We start from the raw sequence: 18,231 nt of genomic DNA, 5'->3' as shown, positions 1-18,231 counted from the left end.
GTTTACCGTTTTTTTCTGCTGTCTTGCCAACCCGCCGACCGAGGCTGTCATAGCGATACGTGCCGACACTTTCGAGCTTGCTGTTAACCAGCGTCTCAGCTTTGACCAACCGGTTCTCACAGTCATAACTGAACGTCTGCAGCTTATTCCTACCACTACGCTTCTCGATCAGGTTGCCCCAGGCATCGTAGGCATATTCCTGATCGCGCCATTGCTTGATGCGGTTGTCTTTGACCTGGTCGAACTGACTGGTGTTGAAGTTCAAACGGTTAGCCGCTGCGTCGTAGCGAAACTCTTCGCTGTCAACCAGCCTGCCGGTGTCGCGGCTGTGCAATTGGCCGTTGGCTTCGTATTCGTATTTGATTTCACCGCGTAGCTTGTCCAGCGTGCGGGTCAGTTCACCGGCGGGATCATAATGGTAGCTGCGGCTGATCGGGTTGTAGGTGTGATTGACCAACAAACTGGTGTTGATGCCCGGGTTGTGGATGCGCGAGAGTTTTTCTGCCGGCAACGTTGAAGCGAGCTGCCAAGCCTTGCGGCCCATGGCATCGTAGCCGAAACAGCTGGTGAGTGTGCCTTGGGTACGATGGACCTCGCGGTGCAGGTCGTCGCGTTCCATGTCACTGATGACTTGGCCATCAAGGTTGAGTTGATGCAGGTGGCCGCTGCCGTAATACAGATGGTTAAGGTGCTGGCCCGTCGGAAGCGTCAGCGTGGTCAGGTTGCTCAGTGGATCGTATTCATAGGCCAGCGCGCCTTGGGGTGTGGTCTCTTTGATTAAGCGGCCGAGCAAGTCGTAGGCAAATTCGAGTTTTTCCTCGGAGACGCCGAGTCTTTTACCGGTGGTTGTCGGCAGACGATTGATGGACAACAAGCGATCACCATCGTCGTAGGCATAATCCTGACGTGCGTCGTCGTTGAGCTTGGCCAGCAGGCGACCCATCGGGTCGCGTTCAAATTCGGTGTGCCGTTGTGGCCGTTCAGCTTTGTCACCGTAGCCGATTTCATCAACACGCGTCAGGTGCCCGCCAATGTTGTAGCTGAAGCGACGGGTCAGGTTGTCGATGCGTTTTTCTTCGATCAACCGATCCGAGGCGTCGTAGGCAAACTGGTACGTGGCGTTGTTTTCGTTAACCAGTGCGGTCAAGCGAATGGCTTTGTCGTACTCATAACGAATGCGCTGACCTTTGGCATCCTGGCGGCTACTGGGTAATCCGCGTGCAGTACGCAGCAGCCGGGTGGTCTGCCCCTTGCCGTCGGTGTGCGTGAGAACCTGCCCAAGGGCATTGTAGGCAAAGGACTCACTGGTGCCGTCGGGATGGTCGATGTGCAGCACTTCGCCGTCAGGCTTGCGTTCCAGCGTGGTGGTCTGGTTCAACGCGTCGGTGACGGCGACCAGGTGCTGACGCTCGTCGTAGCGGTAATACGTGCTTTTGCCTGAGCAATCCTGAAAGCGCTCGACCTGCGCGAGGGCGTTCCACCACAGGTATTTGGACTTGTGCGTAGCGTCGATGATGGTGTGTGGCAAGCCGTCGTCGCTGTTGAGGTATTCGGTGGTGTGCCCCAGGGCGTCAGTTTCGGCGAGCAGGTTGCCCTTGGCGTCGTAGCGGGCTTTCCACACACTACCGTCGGGGTAACTGACCTGAGTTACCCGCGTGGTGAGCGCGTGATACTGGTAGTTGATCTTGCGGCCCAGCGGATCGGTTTCTTCGACCAGACGCGAATATTCGTCGTACTTGAGTGCAATCGTCTGACCGTTTGGCAATGTGACCCCGGTCATGTTGCCGGTGTCGTCGATGTCGATGACGTATTGCTCGCCCCCGTAGTCACGGCTGGAGGTCACACGGTGATCGGCGTTGTAGTGGATTTCCAGTTCACGACCCAACACATCGGTGACCCAGGTGGTACGGGCTTTCAGGTCATAGCGGAAATGGAAATGTTCACCGTCGCTGGTCCAGTGTTCAACCACGCGCGGTTTGCCTTCGAGGGTTTCCCAGCGGTAATTGCAGCTCAAGCCCAAGGCGTTGCTGTGGCTGGCCATGACGCCTTCGGCATAACTGAACCGTCGCCTCGAATCGCCGTTGCGATTGATCACTTCGATGAGCTGACCGTTATCGTCGTAGCGGTATTGCACCAGGGTTTCGGCTGCTACGTTATTGACGACGCGCTTGACGTCGGTCAGGCGTCCCAGGGGATTGTCGTAATGCAAGTGGACACGCACACCGCCCGTAGCACTGATATCGGTAAGCGCGCCCTCCACCGTGCGGGTGAAGTGCAGGAAATGCCCGAGGGCGTTTTCGATGCGCTGCAGCGACACGTCGGTATTGTCGTCCGGCACTTCACCGAAGTAGAAGAAGATGTTGTCGAGGGTTTGCAGCAGATAATGGCCACCTTCGGTGCAAACCAGATAGACCTGTTCGTGAGGGTTATAGATGCGCTCGCCAGGCTGCACATCCATAAAGGGCACGCTGCGCCCCTGGTTGTCGGTGAGGTAAACGAACTTTCCAGTTCGGCGCAGGCTTTGCTCCCACGGCAGCACCCAGCCACGGCCCAACACGCTTTCGACAGTCAGGTCGCTGGCGTAAAAACGTGACCACTCGATGGGCATCAGTCCCGGAAGGCTGAAGTCGGTTTCGTCGGGAATAATCTTGCGACCGGTGGTGGTGTCGACCGGATTGCCCGTCAGCCCGCCGACAGCTCGATCGATAACCGGCCCGACGATTGCGCGGCCGGCCACTTCACCCGCTACAAAACCTGCCGTGAACCGCATTACGCACGGCATGGCGGCCTTCATTCCGGCCTGAGTGCCAGCCTTGATCAAGTGGGCGATGCCGCCTGCTGCACCCGCGATTGCCATAAGGACATCGACCGTGGTGCGCAACCAGCCAGGGATCTCGTCATCGACGGGCAAGTAGCGTTGGGTACCGCCACCAATGAAAACGTTGCCCGAGCCGCTGGAAATGGTGGCCCCACAGGTGAGCTGGTCATCCTTGCGTGCCGCCGCCGTGCCGTTGATGAAAACGTTGGTCGAACCGTCCGCAACCTGTACCGGGCCGGGATGCTTGTCGCAGGCGCCCGTGCTGGTTGCCACATGCGCAGCCTTGCGGCTGTTAATAAACACGTTGTGCGAAGCGGTGACAATGGTCCCGGCTGGCGAGGAAAACATCTTTCCTATCGCCTCCCCGGCGGCTGTCAGCAAGCTACCTCCGACACCGGCCGCCAGACCGGCCAGTAATGCCACACCAAATCCACAGGTGAACGTCGCGATGGCAACCGTGGCGATAAGCGCGATACCGAGGGCTGCGCCGATCAGAAACCCACCCAGGGCACTGGTATGCGATATCTCGTCACCAAACCTGGCGGCTTCGAACATGAGCGTTACTCCTGTTCGCTGACGTCGGTCTGGGTAACATCTGACTGGCGAGGTTGGAAGCTGGCCAGCAGGTTAATCCAGTCCTGGTTTTGCTCACTGCTGAAATCAGCTTGTGCCGTGGTCGAAAAAATGATCGCACGTCCCGGTTCAATCAAAAAAGCGGCTTGGCGCTGATAGAAAGGCCGGCCATCGGTCATGTAATAGGCATCAATCTGCACGCCGTCGATAGGCGCGGAGGTGGACAGCAAAACGCTCTTTTTACCGAGCACAGTGTAGCCACGCAGCTTGGAGGCCAGCATCTTTATCTGGCGATCAACGTACGCCTTGAGCGCCTCGGTCGGCAACAACATGTCTCTGGAGATCGTAATGCTCAGCGGTGCTGGGATGCTCGCTCCCAAGACAAACATGTTTACCGTACGGTCCTGAAAACCGGTCGGCAGCACAATACTTCCTTCCTGCAACGCGTAATCCATGTGATGTAAATTCCTGAAATCAACAAAAAGGGTTTGTCAGTGCGACGCGAGACCGTCAAGCATACTGTCAAAATCGATCAACCAATGACTGAGGCTGGGCTTGGTGGGATCAATCACGCACGAAATACTCAACCATTGCCTATCATCGCGACCGGCAACAGGAACAGTCGCGCCCACCACGCGTCCATGACGTTCGCTCTGGCCGGTCATAAAGTGGAAGTCCAGCGACTTCGCCGCGTTGCCAGCCACGTTGCGATCAAGCTCACGGATGATCCGCAACTGCGGGTACAGCTTGCGAAACGGCTGCATCGACTCGTCCAATAGCTGCTCCAGCGTCTGGCCTTGACGCACATCGCGACGCTTGATCGTCAAGACGATGGGCTCGCCTTCATGTTCAAGGGTGGTGTGGATGTCGCGGAAGTTGAAACCCGGCGCAAATGCCAGATTAAAGCCACCAAAGCTGAAACTGCTTGGCAACTCTTGCAGCGCAACAACGGGCTCTGGTTCCGGCTCAAGTTCGGGTTTAACAATGGGCAAAGCCTGTTGCTCACGAGCAGCTTCTTCCTGCGCCAGGCGCTTCTCGGAAATACGGTCGTAAATGCTGGTTCTGATCATCGGGCCATCACCTTAATCGTTAACTCTCACTTCAGCGCCGGTGATTTGGGTCGTACCCGAGCTGACCGTACTAATGACCTTGCCTTTGATCTCAATACCATCCGGAGTCAGGGTGATGCTGCTTTCCCCCACTTGTAGAATGATGTGCTGCTTGGCGTTGACCTGAATGAACTGGTTGTCGACCTGAATCGTCAAGGACCCCTCTTGGACGTTCATGACCGTGTCTTTCTTGATCGTTTCGGTGTGTGTGCCACCGACTGTGATGGTGCGGTTGCTGCCAACGCTGTGGCTCTCGTCAACCTCGATTTCAGTGTCCAGGTTGCGCTCGGCGTGCATGATGATTTGTTCAGCGCCGGCCTTGTCTTCGAAGCGGAAAAAGTTCGCCGTGCCGCCATCGCCCTTGGTCGAACGCGTCAAAAACCCACTCTGCGTCTTGTTCGCCGGCAACGACCACGGTGGGGTGTTCTGGCTGTTGTACAAGCTGCCCATGACCAATGGCCGGTCTGGATTGCCGTCGAGGAAAACAATCACCACTTCATCGCCGACCCGCGGGATCTGGATGCTACCGAAGCCACCGCTGGCGCCGGTCTGAGCTACGCGGACCCAGCAGGAGCTTTTGTCGTTGTGCTCACCCTTGCGGTCCCAGTGGAACTGCACTTTTACGCGACCCAGTTCGTCGGTGAAGATTTCTTCGCCCGGCGGGCCGACAATGATCGCCGTTTGCGGGCCGGAAATAGTTGGGCGCGGCGTGGTCAGTTGGGGGCGGAAAACGATCTTTTTACGCACACAGGAGAAGGTATTGAAGTAGCTCGCCTGATGCCCGTCGAGGTAGTTATTATGACCCTCGCTTTCGACGCTCATCAGCAGGAACTGACGGTCCTCCGGCGAGCCTTGATCGTGGTCGTAATGCTGCTGCAGTTCAAAGGTGTAGCCAGGTTTCATGGCCCGGCAATTACTCGCGCCTTGAAAGCTTTTGCCTTTGAGTTCCAGCGCCTCGACACGCAAACGAACCAGCGCTTCGCCTTCGTCATAAGTGCCGTGGGTATATTGACCAGGGAAATCATAGATTTCGAAATCATCGACATCCCCCTGCTTATTCAGGCTCTTCATGGCAACCGGCAAGCGGTTGGTAGGCTGGCGGTAATCGAAGGTCTGGACGGCAATCTTGCCGGATTGCAATTTGCGATTTCCGCTCCATTGGGTAATGGAGTCGGCCGTCTCGGTGACAGAAGCTGTGTGGAAGCGTATTTGCGGCTGCTCGGGCAACGGCACCAGCGTGGTGGAGTCGTCGCAGATAATCATGGTGTGAGTGTCGGCGGTGTGCTCGAAGTAGTAAAACATCCCCTCCTCTTCCAGCAGGCGCTGGACGAAGTTGAAGTCGCTTTCGCGATACTGGGTGATGTAGGTGTAGCGCTTTTGCGGACGGGTCAGGCGGAACTCATGAAGCGAGAAGGCAGTGCACAGAGCAAACACCTGGGTGATGACTTCTTCGACGGTGTTACCCTGAAATACTCGCGTGTCAAAGCGATTTTTGAGCATCGAGAACCAGGGATTCAGCGTTGCCGTGTAACGAGCCATGCCGCCATCGCTGCCGATGCTGGCGAAACGCGTAAGGTAACCGGCGATATAACGCGGCGACTCTCCGGCCAGTTCGATTTCGATGACAACGTGCTGGCCCATCATGGACTTGAGTTCTACACCAGAATCCTGACACACCAGCATCAGTTCGAAGTTGTAAGCACGCGAGAGACCTTCCACGCCCTTGAAAGACTCAAGCAGCAACTCCTGCTCGGGGTTGGCAAGATTCTTGAACTTGAACAGGCGCCGGTTCTGGGTCGTGAGCAACGCGGCAAGGTCCATCAACATGTGTATCTCCTTGAAACCATGGAATACGCTACTGCCCAAACTCGGCAACTGCAGATTACGAACAGGCAACAGAATCGACGCTCAGGCGTCCCCATACGCATGTGCTAAGACCGCCACTGAATCAGCAACCAAACCGCTGGCGCATTCGGACGGTGAGACCACAATGCAGGGCGAAAGTGCCTCTGGCGCTCGCGAAGCGTGAACATTTTCACAGTCCTGGAACCACAGAGATTACTGAGTGCGAGAAAGGAGACACCGATGGACAGCGTCGTGTCAACCCGGCCTCGCTTTTTCCACAACAGCAATAGGGGTGACCGTTCGCTGTAAAAAATGATTCATAGAGCCTTCCGATGAAGGTACCTGACTAAAACCTTAGAGAAATCAAGCAATAGCCCGGTTCTAAGTTCAACAAGCAACACGAGATGTCTTTTTGACATCATTGCTGAATCTCATGCTAATAAGAAAAATGCCCGCAACTGGAAATTTAACTCGCATACTGCGGTCAGAAAAGGCGGCCGATGGCCAGCTATCATTTGGATGCTTTAAGCCTGGATGCCTTCGCTTCGAAAGACACTTTTCGGCACACGCAATCCGCCCAAGGACAGTGACGTGTAAATGGATCTTTTAACTAATATCCCCAGTTGGGACGACATCGAGCGAAACCTCGATCAGAAATTCGGTGAGTTGAACCAGAGCGTCGACGAGGGCTTGCAGAGCACTCACGACAACTGGAATGGCTTCACTCGGCGCGTCGGTGATGGTGTCAGCCAAGCCTATGGCTATATGGGCGGAAACCGGATTGACAACGTTCGCCAAGCAATGGCGCTGTCCTACCCGATCATCCAGTCGGACCTGAAGCACAAGTGGGCCTCGATCGAAATCGAACAGATCCTTCCTGTGCTGCTGCAATTGGTCAAGGAAGTGTCGATGATTCTCGGCGCAAGCGTGGCAGTGGGTACCATTGCCGGCGGTGCGGCAGGAGCATTTGCGTTTGGTGTCGGCGCCGCGCCAGGAGCCGTTGCCGGAGCAGGTATCGGTTTGCAGATCGGCAATCTGATCTTGATGGCGCTGGGACTGTCAGCAATCGCCGAATATTTCTATCAAGGCTTGCCCGCTTGCCTTTCAACCTTGCAGGAAGGGCTCGCCACCGCATGGTTCGCAGAAGACGGCGTCAAGCCTGTGGGGCTTGATCCTACTGGTGGCTCCGAAGCACAAGTTCAGGAGCGCACCGAACGCGCCGCGCGACAACTGGCCCGAGGTCAAGAACAACTGGTGTTGCTGCTCCTCACGGCCATCGTGACCTATCTGACCCGAGGACAGATCAAATCCGGTGTCATGACCAGCATGGACAGCATCGCAGCGCGCAGTGCCAAGCTGCAGACGGAGATTTCGAACAAGCAATTCGCGACCTGGCTGGCGAGGAATGAGCAGAAGATTCTGGCTCAGCCGGAATTGCAGGTGAAGGATCCAGCGCCGCTGAAACGAGCAGAGCCGGAGCCCCCGCCGCTGCGAGACCAACCTGCTGCCAAACCGCTCGAGGAACCCGTGGCCGACCTGGCATCACGCCGGGATTATCTGAACAAGAAGTTCGGGCGTACGGGCGACCTTGTCCAGGACATCAATATTCGTGGGAGTCAGGAAACCGCTGCCAACTTCTTCAAGTCTCAAGGCTACAAACCGGCCGACTACGAAGGCTACATGAACGGACTGGACTTCACGAAGCCTGTCAGCGTCGAGACCATCAACAGCAGCAAGAAACTCTGGCAGTTCCAGGTGCCAGGAGGCCGACAAGGCATGTGGTATTCTCCCACCCCCGATATCGTGCCTTCCCAGTTGGGCATCAACCCCTTGGGTCAGATCTATAAAACTGAAACTGTCGTGCCGAAAATCGTCAACGTTTATCAAACCACTGATAAAGTGACGCTGCTACGAAGCACGTCCGCTCCCGTGCTCGACAACTGGTCTGTTCCCTCACAACCGTTCGATGCAATTGGGGGCGCCCGGCAAATGACTTCTGGCCAGCGAGAGCTCTTCAAATTAATTACCCCGGGTAACCCATGAAACTAGCCACTCCGCTCGCTTATGTTCAAAAAGCTATTGAGCTGACGGTGGACCGCCGTAACGGATGTCCGCAGTTTCCGGTTTACGATCTACTGCTCAAACAACTGGACTACGTGAAAGCTGTTTTTGAGGGGGCGGAAACCGACAAATCCAAGCTGCATCAGCTCAGCATCGGTGCGATTGCATCGAAGGAATTCGAAGAAAATGATCCGGAGCTGGCCCGAGCGTTGAAAGACGCTTACTACGTCGCCATACAATCCGCGCGCGGACTGAAAATACAGCTTCCGGATTGAAGCCGTCTGCCAAAAAACGGCTCGGACCATCAATGAAAAACACGGAGCGTTGATTTTGAACAGTTTCCCGCTGGGCGTTGCCTGCTGCACGGCGATTTTGCTCTCGGGAGCGCTTCATGCTCAAGGCAGTGAACAAGCCCTGAAAAGTGTTATTGCCAAACAGCAGCAACAGCTGCCTATCATGCTGGACCCAGGCACCCGCGTAGACGCTATCAGCTACGCGGATCACAGCATTCGTTACACCATCACTCTCAGTGGCTATCAAGGCCAGCCTGGCGAGCAGGCTTATTACCACAACTTCCTGACCCAACAGATCAACAAATCGCTGTGTAGTCAGACAGCCTATCTGTTCATGTTGGCACTAGGCAATCATCTCACTTACCGGTATGTGAGCTCGGATGCAGCGCCTATTACTGAAATTACATTGGCGCCAGACCATTGCAACTGAACAATGGTCTGTAATGACGCCAGATCGGGACGCAACCAATGAACACCGTAGACCTGCAACACCTTTACAATCAAGCTTAGCTGTTCGCCTCCCAAGCCCATATCGGCCAGAAAATGAAGGGATCAGACCTCCCTTATATCACCCATGTAGCGATGGTTGCCAACGAGCGGATTTTCGCGGATCACAAAGAGTCCGTAGGGTTTCTTGAAATCGCTCTACCCACCGCGCTGTTGCATGACGTGCTTGAAGATACCTCTGTGACACAAGCTGAATTGGCCGCCGTATTTGGCGCTCAAGTAGCGTCGAACGTCGCGAGCTTAAGCAAGAATATGATCGTACCTTTCTCGGAAGATCGCTATCTTCAAGGAATAGCCGACCACTCACGGGAAGCTGCCGCCGTAAAACTGTGCGACCGCATTACCAATCTTCAGTCAGCCCCTCATATCTGGACGAAAACTAAAAGAGCGTCTTATCTCGTTGAATCAGCAAAAATTCTGAGCTCACTCGGGCACGTGAATAACGACCTTAGGGAGCGGCTTAGTGTCGCTATGACTAACTATCAGGAACTTTATATCGATGGATTATAACGTTAAGCCGTGAATACACGCAGCCAAGAAATCCAACTCGTATACTGCGCCCCGGCACCACGTCAAGCCAGGTCACCTATGAATATTGAAACCTTGAAAGAAAAAGCATTGACGCTACGGGCCGCCATCAACGCAATAAAGGCCAGTGATCCCGCTGCAGTAACATTAAGCCTAGAGCTTGAACCGCTGATGGCCATGGCTGAGCGCGGACAAATCCACACCCCCCATGGAATGGCGTGATATCCCTGGGCGTTATCTCTTCACCGAAGAGGGATTGCAGCAATATCCAGAACTGGAACATGCCTTTGCCGAATTTCGAATTGAGTTGATTGGTGGCGAGTCTCCAACGCTGCGCAAGCTGATGGAAAATATGGGGAAAGGCCAAAAGGTGAATCAAAGGCTGGCTGATTAAACCGACCTATGGAGAGTGATGCAAAATTGTTTTTTCATGACCTCCGCCTGATCAATGATTCTAAGCACCTCAGAGGTCATTACTGGACCAACTCACCGACCTTTGGATATCTGCAGTTGGAGTTGATTTCCCGTAAATGTGCTGGTGTGGATAGTTACGAGGCGGCTGAACGGAAATGGCCGTCTACTATCACCCAGAGCACATCAGTGTAGAAAATTGCGGTGCTGGCTGACTACGTCCTTGAATCGTCTCGGACTCCGCAGACACACCGAGCGACTACTCTTGGCCGATGATTGCCCGTCGTGAATTCAGTAAACGACCCATTGCTACCATCCGATATTCACCGGTCAATGGCCGGTGTTGGCGTATCGGCAGTATCGAAGACCGGCCGAGCGAGGCAAGAGCTCCAGCCCCCCTTCGAAAACTAAGTATTGCATGAGCACCCAATGAAGAATTCAATACTAGAGCAGAGTCAGCATGCGAGCTCCCTTTACGAATATTACCAATGGGGGGACAGATGGGGGGACAAATTTTATCCGATCATCAAAACCCAGCAAAACAAGGGAAAATCAAATAATAAAGCCGCCCACAAGCCGGCTTTTTAATGCCTGAAATAATCCTGTCCCATCCAAGAATCTTCCTGACAGCTTAGATATTCCGGGGCTTTCAGGCATTCCCCTGTCATCAGGCATCCAACGTAACCTAACAGCCATGACATCTTCCAGACGGCACGTGGCTTTCGTTCAAAAGGATGTGAACACGTAAGTTGCGATCAAACGTGTTTCATCAATATCCCTGGCGTCGTCACTGCGATAGGTCGCATTTCTCAAACGCACAGAAAAGCCTTTGAGCTGCCCCTGGAACGCGTAGGACAGGTCCACATCTCGCTCCCATTCCTTATCTGCGCCTGCTTTCTTCAAGCCATCGCCGTGGATGTAGGCCGTGAAAAAGCTTAACCCGGGAATTCCCATGGCTGCGAAGTCGTAGCCGTAGCGCAGTTGCCAGCTATGTTCGCCCGCGCTGCCGAAGTCGTGGTACTGCACATAGTTGGGCAAGTAGGGATTGTTGATGTACGGAAAGCCAGTATCGCCGCCCATGACTTGGTAGGTGGCCATGACGCTGTGCCCAGTGTCCAGGGTGTAGCCGAATGCAGCGGCGTAGGCGCGGTTATCCACCTGTCCCGCTTTCGCGGCGCCGATCTCGCGGCTGGCGAATGTGCGCAAATCGCTGGTCAACACACCGTTGCCCAGCCGGGTGGTGTGGACCAGCCCTGCAAACTGCTGGCGGTAAACGTTCTCCAACTCGCCAAAAAAGTAAGTCGCGCTCAGCTCGGGCATTAACGTGTAAGTTCCACCGCCGTAGCGAAAGTTATTGCCGATGCCGGTTGCCGGATAACGGCCGTCTTTTACCGCCAAACCGATGTCCCGCAGATCGGTGGAGTCGGGGGTAATGGTCTTGTCGAATTGCGCCAGATTCAGGGTCAGGCGATCCACATCCGTGGAGTTGATCTGCGCGCCCTGGAAGGTTTGAGGCGACAGTCGACTATTGTTGAACTGAAGTACCGGCACCTTGGGCATCGACATGCCGTAGCGCAATGAAGTCTGGGAAACTTTGAGTTTGACCCCATACCCGGCCTTTGAATATTCACCCGCCGCCTCGCCGGACGCTCGCTTGGGAAGCAGGCCGCTGCCCGTGCGATCCGGGCTCGAATCCAATTGGAAACCCGTGAAGAACAATGCATCGGCGCCAAAACCGATGATTCCCGGGGTGTATCCCGACTCATAGTTGAGAAAAAATCCCTGGGCCCACTCTTCGCGCTTGGAAGCGCCAGTGCCATCGCGAAAGTCACCGTTGTAATAAAAGTTTCGGGCTTCCAGGCGTACTTTGCTGTCGGCGATAAAACCTTCGGCCAATACGGTGTTGATGGAAAGTGAGACAGGAGCCAGTAACGCTATAGAAAGGGCGCGGTTCATTTTTATTATTTTCCTGACGCAGGGAGCCACCGCTCGGTACTTGACCGAACAGGGCTTTTTTAAAAGACGGTAATGGGTACTGCGTAAGGGTTAAGCCTTGGTGCCAAGTTCCCGGGCGAGTTGGTCGCGGTCCAGTTCCTTTTCCCACGCGGAAACCACCAGCGCAGCGACACCGTTGCCCACAAGGTTAGTCATGGCCAACCCCGTGCCCATGAAGCGATGGATACCCAGAATCAGCACCATGCCCGCTACCGGCACCAGCGGCACCACCATCAAGGTGCTGGTCAACATGACAAAGGCCGCGCCTGAAACACCACTGGCACCTTTTGAGGTGAGCATGGCCACGACCACCAGTGTCAATTGTTGCGTCAGTGATAAGTCGATGTTCAACGCTTGCGCGATAAACAGCACCGCCATGGTCAGGTAGATATTGGTACCGTCGAGGTTGAACGAATAACCGGTGGGAATCACCAGGCCCACAACGGGTTTTGAGCAGCCCAGGCGTTCCATTTTTTCCATGATTTGCGGCAGCACTACTTCCGATGAACTGGTACCCAGTACCACCAGCAACTCTTCTTTGATGTACGCGACGAAACGCAGGATGCTGAACCCGCAGACTCTTGCTACTGCGCCCAACACCAGCACCACGAACAGTATGCACAGCAGGTAAAAGCTGCCCACTAACTTCATCAGCGGCAACAGCGAACCAACACCGTAAGTCCCCACGGTGAAGGCTATCGCACCAAACGCACCGATGGCGGAAAGCTTGGCGATAATGTGGACGATGCGAAAGAACACGCCGGACAAACCTTCAATCATGTCGTACACCGGGCGGCCTTTTTCGCCGATCGCCGACAAGGCACATCCGAAGAGTACCGACACCAACAAGATGCACAGCACGTTGCCTTCGGCGAAGGCCTGGACAAACGTCGACGGAATGATCCCCATCAGGAAGTCAACCATGTGCATGTGCTCAGCTTTCTCGGCAAACCCTGTGACCGCCGACGCGTCCAGAGTATTCACATCCACGTTGAAACCAGCGCCTGGGTTGAACAGGTGCCCCCCGATCAGACCGATCAGCAGCGAAACGGTGGAAATGACCTCGAAGTAGAGCAATGCCTTGCCCCCTACCCGCCCGACTTTTTTCAGGTCGCGCATCCCTGCGATGCCGGTGACGACGGTGCAGAACACCACCGGCCCGATGATCATCTTGATCAGCTTGATGAACGCGTCACCCAGCGGCTTGAGATCAGCCGCGAAAGTCGGCCAGTAATGGCCAACAGCAATGCCCGCAATAATCCCCAGGAGTACTTGAAAGTACATTGCCTTATAGAAAGGCGTCTTTGCCTTCGTCTGGATGGGAACGCTTACGTCGGCCTGAGTCGATGCAGGGTTGGGATTCATGACATTTACTCACTGAAGTCTTATTTTTGTGGAGGTGCGACAACGGTTGTAGCGTTTAGCGTCCGTACAGCTTCAACGGGTTGTCGACCAGCAGTTTTTGACGCAACACCGGGTCGCTGCAGAAGCTGAACATCAGGTCTACCAGTTCGCCATCATTCGGCATCTCCTGGCTGATGTTCGGGTGCGGCCAGTCGGTGCCCCAGAGGACGCGGTCCGGAGCAAGCTCAATCAGTTTCGCTGCGAAAGGAATGGCATCATCGAAGGGTCGCCGGCCCGCTGATACACGCTCTGCGCCACAGACCTTGACCCACGCCAGCGGGTTTTCCATCAGTTGCTGCAATGCCAGGAAGGACTGCTGCTCAAGGCCATCCTGAGCCTTGACCCTGCCCATGTGATCAATGATGAAGGGTACGGGGATCCGCGCCAATCTGTCCGCATAGGTGACGATGTCTTGCGCATCAAGGTGCAGGACGACATGCCAGCCCAAATCAGCAAGGCGATCCACAGTGCTATCAAACACCTCCAGATCCGGCGCGCCGCCCAGGTGGGCAACGAAGTTGAAGCGAACGCCGCGAACCCCTCCAGCATCCATTTGGGCAAGGTGTTCATCGGTCTCACTGCCATCAACGATTGCGACGCCGCGATACCGGCCTTCACTACGGGCGATAGCGTCCAGCATCGCGCGGTTGTCACTGCCGTGACAGCTGGCCTGGACAATCACCCCGCGAGTGAACCCCAGGTGAGCGTGCAATGCCCGCAATGTTTCAAAAGGGGCGTCCGGCGGGGTGTAGCTACGATCTTCGGCATAAGGGAAGTCTGCCGCCGGGCCGAATACATGACAGTGAGCATCCCAAGCGCCGACTGGAAGCGGCTGCTTGGGTTTTGCAGGATTGGAGTCAGGGGCGAGGCAGGTTTTCATCTCGTGACCTTTAGTCATTGTTAGCGGAAGCGATAGGCCGATGGTGGCCGTCTCGACGCCTTACAACAACCGGTCACAGGTGCTAGCAGTTATGCGGATTTTGCATGAGACCCTTCACCCTATGCAGATCTCGCGAACCAACGCCATGGTCTGCTCTGCCAGGCGAGACAACGGGCGTTGCTCGAACGTGGCGATGAACAAGTGTGTCTGGATAGAAGGATCAACGATCTGCACTGCTTTGAGGCCCTCCAGTTTGCCGTCGCTATTGGCCAAGGCGGAGCGAAACAGTACGCCGTAGCCCATATTGAGATTGATCAGTTCCAAAAGCGACGGGATGCTATCGACCTCCAGGCAAACGTTCAGATGCACATCATGCCGTGACGCTTCACTCTCGATGAGGCGGCGTATGGAATGTGGTTCGCTGGGAGTGATCAACGGGTATTGCCCCAAGTCTTTCATCGCTACCTGGGAAGGGAGGTTCGAATGCTGGCCACCTATAAGCATCAGCGGCTCTGAATGGATGTGCTCATATTGCAGTTGTGCGCTGTGACCGGGATTGAAGAGCAGCGCGAAATCCAGGCGCCCCAGCAGCAGCCACTCGCGCATTGAATGCGACAGGCCTTCCTTGATCCCCAATATGCATTCAGGAAAGCGCTCACGAAAAGCCGAGACCACCGCCACGGTGTGCCGTCGGGAAATACTCGGAGGAAGCCCTACGACAACTTTGCCGGACAGGGTATCGCGTTGTTCCCGCAGCACTTCACGCGCCACCTGCACCTGCCGCAAGATGCCTTTGCCATGATCGAACAAGCGTTGCCCGGAAGCAGTCAGCAACACACCTCGGCCGTTTCGCAAGAGCAGATGCTCCTGCAGTTCCAACTCAAGCTGCCTGACCTGACGGCTGACGACCGACTGTGAAATATTCAGTACCGCGGCGGCCTTGGTGAAACTTCCGAACTCGGCTACCCGGACGAAACATTCGAGCTGTTTTAGATCCATGGGCATGACTCTGGAAAAAACTTATGTTACCGCTTTTCCTCTAGGGTGCTTCACCGCCACTCGTTTGGCTGGGTCATCAACGCGTCGGTCATAAGGCCCTGTGCTGTCCAAAAATGGCACCCGCTTCGCCAAATCCAATCAGAGCCAGGCTTGTGATCATTCTGATGCGCCCGTGTTTTGCCAGGTTTCACCCGCAATGAGTACATTACCCTCGAACAGCAATCGAGCCGTGCGCACCAGGCCGCAACCGACCAACTGACCGTCAGCCAGGCACAGTTCAACGGTAAATTCGCCTGTCGGATGCTCAACGGATAACCGCACCTGGTCACCGGGTTCCGTGTGGGCCAGGCTGCTCGCAACGGTCCCTTGAACCAGGCAAGCGGAGGCGACACTGACAGCGCCGAACACACCGATCGATACGTGACAGTGATGTGGAATGAAGGTACGACTGCAAATGGCGCCGCCATTGCGGGGGGCTGCAATCAAAGACATTTTCGGTACTGTACGCGCGCGAACATCACCCAGGTTCATCAGGCTGCCCGCTTGCAGCCGGATCGACTCCAGCAAACCCTTGAGCTCGATGTTTGCGTCCAATTGCTCAGGGCTTTCATAGCCAGTGCAACCCACATCAGCGGCCCTGATCAGCACAACGGGCATCCCATTGTCGATGCACGTCACTTCGATACCATCGAAGTGATCAGTGGCATTACCGGTTGGTAACAGAGCGCCGCAACTGGAGCCGGCAATATCTTCGAACTCGACAATCAGTGGAGCACTGGTACCCGGCACACCGTCGATGCGGGTATCACCTGCGTACTCAATGATGCGACCCGGAGTAAGAACGTTGGCCACTGCGATCTGGCCAGTGTTCACCATGAAAATCCGCACGATCGTCAGCGACTCGTCCGCGCGGATCAGTTCCCGCTCGATCGCAAAGGGACCGACACCGGCGAGGATATTTCCGCAATTCTGGCCGTAATCAACTTGAGCCTGCTCGACTGAAACTTGCGCAAACAGATAATCGACATCGGCATCCGGGCGATTCGACCGACTGATAATCGCGACTTTGCTGGTCAGCGAATTAGCCCCTCCAATGCCGTCTATCTGGCGTGCATCGGGTGACCCCATGACGGCCAGTAATACTTGATCACGTAACTTACCTTCAGGCGGCAGGTCGTCGGCCAGAAAGTAAGCACCCTTGGATGTACCTCCACGCATCATGAGGCACGGAATTCGAGTCTGGCGCATGCAGGTCATCCTTCCAGGTCAGCGAGGCTGTCGTAATAGGTCAGGCCCCGGTCGACGAGTTTCTGACGCATCTCGTAGATATCCAGGCCCAATTCGCCGACTGCCAGGCGCACACGTTTCTGCTCTTCGATTTGAGCGCGTTTGCGGCTCGTTCCAACCACCTCGGGCAGCTCTTCGCGACGGACAATGACCACGCCGTCATCGTCAGCCACCACCACATCACCCGGCTCGACCCATTGGCCGGCGCAGATGATGGGCACGTTGACTGAACCCAGGGTTTCCTTGACCGTGCCCTGGGCATGAACTGCCCGTGACCATACCTTGAAGCCCATGTCCCGCAGCGTTCGAGTGTCGCGCACCCCGGCATCAATGATCAGGGCGCGTACCCCCCGGGCCATCAATGAGGTGGCGAGCAAGTCGCCGAAGTAGCCATCGGTACAGGGCGACGATGTGGCGACCACCAGAATATCGTCGGGCTGGCATTGTTCGACTGCCACGTGAAACATCCAGTTGTCGCCCGGCGCGACCAACACAGTCACCGCCGTTCCGCTGATGCTCTGGTTCTGCTGGATCGGGCGAATGGCAGAGTCCAACAAGCCTTTGCGACCCTGGGCCTCATGTACGGTCGCAACGCCGAAGCGATCCAGTTCGTCGATCAAGGCTGAGTCGGCACGGGGAATGTTGCGCACGACAATGCCGGTTTTTCCTACGATGCTCATCCCAGATTCTCCGTAACCCGTGGGAAGATGCTCTGATAACCCTCACCGTAAATGATGTCTTTCTTCGCCGTAATGCCAATGTTGCGCTTCGCCTGGACGCCACGCTGCAGAGCTACGCGGGTGTAGTACTCCCACAGATGCTCTTGGCCAGCCATGCATTGAATCGCCGCATACTTTTTGTCCCAGACCTCGGTGATATCCAGCAATACGTCGGGTTTCCAATCGCACTGCTCAGGCTGGTGCGGCTCAAAGCTGTACACCGGTGGCGCGCCGACAATCTTCTCGCCAGGCTTGTAACCTTCCGCTTGAGCGATGATTCGGGCTTCTTGAGCCAGGTGGACGGCGAGCGGGTGATCGTAGTTGTAGGGGTCTTTCAGTGAGTGACTGAGGACAAATTCGGGCTGCACTCGACGGAACACATCAGCGAGACGAAAGAGTGTTTCTTTGTCTGCACGCATTGGGTAGTCGCCGATGTCAAAAAACTCAATAGTGGCGCCGAGGATATCGGCAGCGGCCTGGGCTTCTTCACGGCGTGCGGCCTTGACCTTGGATTCGGTCATCTCGGCACCCTTGCGCCATAGCTTGGCCGATTCACCGCGCTCACCGAACGACAGGCAAACGATATGTACGTTGTAACCTTGGGCAGCGTGCAGAGCGATGGCGCCCCCGGCGCGCCAGACGAAGTCGGCGGAGTGGGCACTGACCACAAGGGCGGTTTTTGCAGGGATGTGGTTCATACATAACTCCTACTTATTGATGCAGCCATGCTGTCACGCGGGCAATCGCTGGAATAATGCGTTCAGCTGAGGGGGGCATACTTTTTGTTTATCAGCCTGATCTG

The 18,231-nt window shown here is 55.6% G+C and carries 15 protein-coding genes and 1 pseudogene; 5 read left to right on the top strand and 11 right to left on the bottom strand.

From position 1 onward, the window contains the following. The 4 genes from GIR22_RS23670 to tssI all read right to left on the bottom strand — a co-directional run. A partial coding sequence (locus GIR22_RS23670; protein WP_154745693.1) for a DUF6531 domain-containing protein occupies positions 1-3,373 on the bottom strand: 3,373 nt, incomplete at its 3' end. Positions 3,374-3,378: 5 nt separating this feature from the next. Then, positions 3,379-3,846 (bottom strand): DcrB-related protein, encoded by a 468-nt coding sequence (locus tag GIR22_RS23665; protein WP_154745692.1) that lies wholly within the window; start codon positions 3,844-3,846, stop codon positions 3,379-3,381. 36 nt (positions 3,847-3,882) lie between these two features. After that, positions 3,883-4,461, bottom strand: coding sequence for a DcrB-related protein (locus GIR22_RS23660; RefSeq protein WP_154745691.1), 579 nt, complete (start codon positions 4,459-4,461; stop codon positions 3,883-3,885). Between the two features lie 12 nt (positions 4,462-4,473). Continuing rightward, positions 4,474-6,327 (bottom strand): type VI secretion system tip protein TssI/VgrG, encoded by a 1,854-nt coding sequence (gene tssI / locus GIR22_RS23655; RefSeq protein WP_154745690.1) that lies wholly within the window; start codon positions 6,325-6,327, stop codon positions 4,474-4,476. 615 nt (positions 6,328-6,942) lie between these two features. Between tssI and GIR22_RS23650 the strand changes: the two genes are divergently transcribed. From GIR22_RS23650 to GIR22_RS23630, 5 genes and pseudogenes are all read left to right on the top strand, one after another. Then, positions 6,943-8,388: a polymorphic toxin type 46 domain-containing protein gene (locus tag GIR22_RS23650; RefSeq protein WP_154745689.1), complete on the top strand. Its 1,446-nt coding sequence runs from the start codon at positions 6,943-6,945 to the stop codon at positions 8,386-8,388. Beyond that, positions 8,385-8,681 (top strand): immunity protein Tsi6 family protein, encoded by a 297-nt coding sequence (locus GIR22_RS23645; RefSeq protein ID WP_154745688.1) that lies wholly within the window; start codon positions 8,385-8,387, stop codon positions 8,679-8,681. Before GIR22_RS23650 ends, GIR22_RS23645 begins: the two co-directional genes overlap by 4 nt. Positions 8,682-8,736: 55 nt before the next feature. Continuing rightward, positions 8,737-9,129 carry a hypothetical protein gene (locus GIR22_RS23640; protein WP_246208474.1) on the top strand — a complete coding sequence of 131 codons (393 nt, stop codon included), beginning with the start codon at positions 8,737-8,739 and terminating at the stop codon, positions 9,127-9,129. 80 nt (positions 9,130-9,209) lie between these two features. Then, on the top strand, positions 9,210-9,716 hold the full coding sequence (locus GIR22_RS23635; RefSeq protein ID WP_246208478.1) for an HD domain-containing protein: 507 nt from the start codon (positions 9,210-9,212) through the stop codon (positions 9,714-9,716). A gap of 78 nt (positions 9,717-9,794) precedes the next feature. Beyond that, positions 9,795-10,128, top strand: a pseudogene (locus GIR22_RS23630) (hypothetical protein). 743 nt (positions 10,129-10,871) lie between these two features. On the opposite strand, the gene GIR22_RS23625 reads toward GIR22_RS23630, so the two are convergent. The 7 genes from GIR22_RS23625 to galB all read right to left on the bottom strand — a co-directional run bounded on the left by GIR22_RS23625 (position 10,872) and on the right by galB (position 18,127). After that, positions 10,872-12,101 (bottom strand): OprD family porin, encoded by a 1,230-nt coding sequence (locus GIR22_RS23625; RefSeq protein WP_154745687.1) that lies wholly within the window; start codon positions 12,099-12,101, stop codon positions 10,872-10,874. Between the two features lie 90 nt (positions 12,102-12,191). Beyond that, the gene (locus GIR22_RS23620) at positions 12,192-13,505 is read right to left on the bottom strand and encodes a dicarboxylate/amino acid:cation symporter (protein ID WP_154745686.1); all 1,314 of its coding nucleotides are present in this window, start codon (positions 13,503-13,505) and stop codon (positions 12,192-12,194) included. Positions 13,506-13,560: 55 nt separating this feature from the next. Further along, entirely contained in the window at positions 13,561-14,424 is an 864-nt protein-coding gene (locus GIR22_RS23615; RefSeq protein ID WP_154745685.1) for an amidohydrolase family protein, read from the bottom strand. 114 nt (positions 14,425-14,538) lie between these two features. Further along, a complete protein-coding gene (locus GIR22_RS23610) occupies positions 14,539-15,423 on the bottom strand; it encodes a LysR substrate-binding domain-containing protein (protein WP_154745684.1) in 885 nt (294 codons plus the stop codon). 156 nt (positions 15,424-15,579) lie between these two features. After that, entirely contained in the window at positions 15,580-16,671 is a 1,092-nt protein-coding gene (locus GIR22_RS23605) for a 4-oxalomesaconate tautomerase (protein ID WP_154745683.1), read from the bottom strand. Between the two features lie 5 nt (positions 16,672-16,676). After that, a complete protein-coding gene (locus GIR22_RS23600; protein ID WP_154745682.1) occupies positions 16,677-17,390 on the bottom strand; it encodes a 4-carboxy-4-hydroxy-2-oxoadipate aldolase/oxaloacetate decarboxylase in 714 nt (237 codons plus the stop codon). Further along, positions 17,387-18,127, bottom strand: a complete 741-nt coding sequence (galB, locus tag GIR22_RS23595) for a 4-oxalmesaconate hydratase (RefSeq protein WP_154745681.1) — start codon at positions 18,125-18,127, stop codon at positions 17,387-17,389. The genes GIR22_RS23600 and galB overlap by 4 nt, the downstream gene beginning before the upstream one ends. Positions 18,128-18,231: the final 104 nt, after the last annotated feature.

It is taken from the genome of Pseudomonas karstica (assembly GCF_009707515.1).
GTDB classification, from domain to species: domain Bacteria; phylum Pseudomonadota; class Gammaproteobacteria; order Pseudomonadales; family Pseudomonadaceae; genus Aquipseudomonas; species Aquipseudomonas karstica.
Note: the sequence above shows the minus strand (reverse complement) of the source record. Positions and strands in the feature narration are given on the sequence as shown.